The following is a 3,521-nucleotide window of genomic DNA, read 5'->3' as shown; positions in this document are numbered from 1 at the left end:
TAACAGCAAAAGCCGGAGAAGGCGGTAGACTGTTCGGCTCGATTACAACAAAACAAATTGCAGAAGAACTGCAAAAAAAGCATGGAATTAAAATTGATAAGCGCAAAATGGAGATTGAAGCGATTCGTACACTTGGACATACCAAGGTTCCTGTAAAGCTCCATCATGATGTTACGGCGACCCTTACTGTCCATGTAATGGAAGTAAAATAAAATTTGCCAGTTCAAATATCAAATAATCGTGATAGAATATAAATCGTAGATAGTAAAATGTGATCGGATGAATCTGGTCACTTTTTTCTTTCCTTTTGATAATCTGATCCTCTTAAACGATAGGAGGTTTTCCATAAAATGAGTGATTTATTTGCAGATCGTATGCCGCCACAAAATATTGAGGCCGAACAAGCAGTTTTAGGGGCTATCTTTCTAGAACCATCTTCGCTTACTTTGGCATCGGAAATTTTAATTCCTGAGGATTTTTACCGTGCTTCCCATCAAAAGATTTTTAATGTCATGCTGAAGCTAAATGACGAAGGTAAAGCAGTTGACCTTGTGACCGTCACGGAAGAGCTATCTGCCGCTAAACTTATTGAGGATACCGGTGGTGTCAGCTATTTAACAGAATTAGCTGGAGCTGTGCCGACTGCTGCGAACATTGAGTATTATGCTAGAATTGTAGAAGAAAAGTCATTGCTTAGAAGATTAATACGAACGGCGACTACTATCGCTACTGACGGTTATACTCGCGAGGATGAAGTAGAAACTGTCTTAAGTGAAGCAGAAAAAAGCATTCTGGAAGTAGCACAACGGAAAAATGCCGGTGCTTTCCATAACATTAAAGATGTTTTAGTTCGTACTTATGACAATATTGAACTAATAAATAACCGCGTTGGTGATATTACCGGGATCCCGACAGGATTTGTGGAGCTTGATACAATGACCGCAGGGTTCCAGCGAAATGATTTAATCATTGTCGGCGCCCGTCCTTCTGTTGGTAAAACTGCCTTTGCTTTAAATATTGCCCAAAACGTAGCAGTTAAAGCGGGAGAAAATGTTGCCATTTTTAGTCTTGAGATGGGCGCGGAGCAGCTGGTTATGCGTATGCTGTGCGCTGAGGGCAATATAGATGCCCAGAGACTGCGTACAGGTTCGCTTACGGATGAGGACTGGGGTAAGCTAACGATGGCGATGGGCAGCCTGGCTGGTGCCGGAATTTTTATCGATGATACTCCTGGTGTGCGGATCAATGATATTCGGGCTAAGTGCCGTCGTTTAAAGCAAGAACACGGATTAGGCATGATTTTAATTGACTATTTGCAGTTGATTTTAGGTAGCGGCCGCCCTGGAGAAAACCGTCAGCAGGAAGTGTCGGAAATTTCTCGTGCCCTTAAACAGTTGGCTCGTGAGCTGCAAGTGCCGGTCATCGCTCTTTCTCAGCTATCCCGTGGTGTGGAACAGCGTCAAGATAAACGTCCAATGATGTCAGATATACGTGAATCAGGTAGTATCGAGCAAGATGCCGATATCGTTGCCTTCCTTTACCGTGATGACTATTATGACAAAGAGTCAGAGAACAAAAACATTATTGAAATCATTATTGCTAAACAACGTAATGGTCCGACTGGTACTGTTTCATTAGCCTTTGTAAAGGAATATAATAAATTTGTAAATTTAGAGAGACGCTTTGAGGATTCTATGGCTCCTCCAGGAGCATAAGAAGTCAACCTAATTGGGATTGGCTTCTTTTTTTTTGAAAAAAACTAGAGTAGCAGTTAACTATTTTTACGAACATATTTTACTATAGTAATATTAAATGTTCGTGTTTTGTTGACTTTTTCCATAAAAACTTGGTAAACTATGAGAGGAAATAATTAAGATAGCAAATTTAAGTTTAATTTTCGGAGGTGCCTTTCATGTCATCAGTAGTTGTAGTTGGTACACAATGGGGAGACGAAGGAAAGGGAAAAATAACAGATTTCCTTTCAGAAAATGCAGAAGTTGTCGCTCGTTATCAAGGAGGCAATAATGCCGGCCACACAATTAAATTCAACGGAGAAACCTACAAACTTCATTTGATTCCATCTGGAATTTTTTATAAGGAAAAAATTTGCGTCATCGGAAATGGGATGGTTGTGGATCCGAAGGCACTCATTAAAGAGCTGGCTTATTTACATGAAAAAGGAGTTAGCACAGACAATTTGCGCATCAGCAACCGTGCACATGTCATTCTCCCGTATCATTTAAAATTAGACGAAGTGGAAGAAGCAAGCAAAGGCGACAATAAGATTGGGACAACGAAAAAAGGAATTGGTCCTGCTTATATGGATAAAGCTGCACGCATAGGCATCCGGATTGCCGACTTGCTTGACCGTGAAATTTTTGAAGAAAAGCTAGATCGAAACCTTGCTGAGAAAAACCGCTTATTTGAGCGTATTTATGAAACAGAAGGCTTTAAAAAAGAAGACATTCTAGATGAGTACTATGAATATGGCCAACAAATTAAACAATATGTCTGTGACACATCCGTTGTCTTGAATGATGCATTAGACGAAGGCCGTCGAGTGCTATTTGAAGGCGCCCAAGGTGTTATGCTCGATATCGACCAAGGTACCTACCCTTTTGTTACATCGTCTAACCCAGTGGCCGGAGGAGTCACCATTGGTTCAGGTGTAGGTCCAACCAAAATCACTCATGTCGTTGGTGTTTGTAAGGCCTATACGACTCGTGTTGGTGATGGTCCATTCCCTACCGAGCTGCACGACGAAATTGGCCATCAAATTCGTGAAGTTGGCCGTGAATATGGAACTACCACTGGACGCCCGCGTCGTGTTGGCTGGTTTGACAGCGTGGTTGTCCGTCACTCTCGCCGCGTTAGTGGATTGACTGATTTGTCCCTCAACTCCATCGATGTATTGACTGGAATTGAAACGTTGAAAATTTGTACCGCATACCGCTATAATGGCGAGGTTATCACAGAGTATCCGGCAAACCTAAAGATCTTATCACAATGTGAGCCGATTTACGAAGAATTGCCAGGCTGGAAGGAAGACATTACTGGCTGCAAGTCTTTGGATGAACTTCCGGAAAATGCACGCCATTATCTAGAAAGAGTATCACAACTAACAGGCATTCCTTTATCGACGTTCTCAGTCGGCCCGGACCGCAATCAAACGAACGTGGTTAGCAATCCTTGGAGACAGGTGTAATGCTATTGTGGAGCCCCCTTAATTTGGGGGCTTTTTAGATTAGTGTGGCCACAAGGAGCTTTAGGCGTCCTACGTTCCTGAAAAGGCAGTCGGAGTGTGAAAAGAGGAATATAGAGTGGCTCTACGTTCTTGAAAAAGCAGGCACAGGAGAAAAAGAGGAATATAGAGGGCCACTACGTTCCTGAAAAAGCGATGGCAGTGTGAAAAGAGGAATATAGAGGGTCTCTACGTTCCCGAAAAAGCAGCCGCAGTGTGAAAAGAGGAATATAGAAGGTTTCTACGTTCCTGAGAAAGCAGTAGCAGTGTGAAAAGAGGA

General features: G+C 42.3%; 3 protein-coding genes. All 3 read left to right on the top strand.

Features of this window, described 5'->3' with window-relative positions; translation table 11 throughout:
• The coding region (gene rplI / locus ACI3K6_RS09280) for a 50S ribosomal protein L9 (RefSeq protein WP_435554585.1) at window positions 1-212 on the top strand (212 nt) is incomplete at its 5' end.
• A gap of 138 nt (window positions 213-350) precedes the next feature.
• Entirely contained in the window at window positions 351-1,715 is a 1,365-nt protein-coding gene (gene dnaB / locus ACI3K6_RS09275) for a replicative DNA helicase (protein WP_435554584.1), read from the top strand.
• Between the two features lie 197 nt (window positions 1,716-1,912).
• Window positions 1,913-3,205: an adenylosuccinate synthase gene (locus ACI3K6_RS09270; RefSeq protein ID WP_435554583.1), complete on the top strand. Its 1,293-nt coding sequence runs from the start codon at window positions 1,913-1,915 to the stop codon at window positions 3,203-3,205.
• Window positions 3,206-3,521: the final 316 nt, after the last annotated feature.

It is taken from the genome of Neobacillus solisequens (genome assembly GCF_051233465.1).
Classification (GTDB): domain Bacteria; phylum Bacillota; class Bacilli; order Bacillales; family Cytobacillaceae; genus Neobacillus.
The sequence above is the reverse complement of the archived record's forward strand: the minus strand, read 5'-3'. Positions and strand labels throughout refer to the sequence as shown.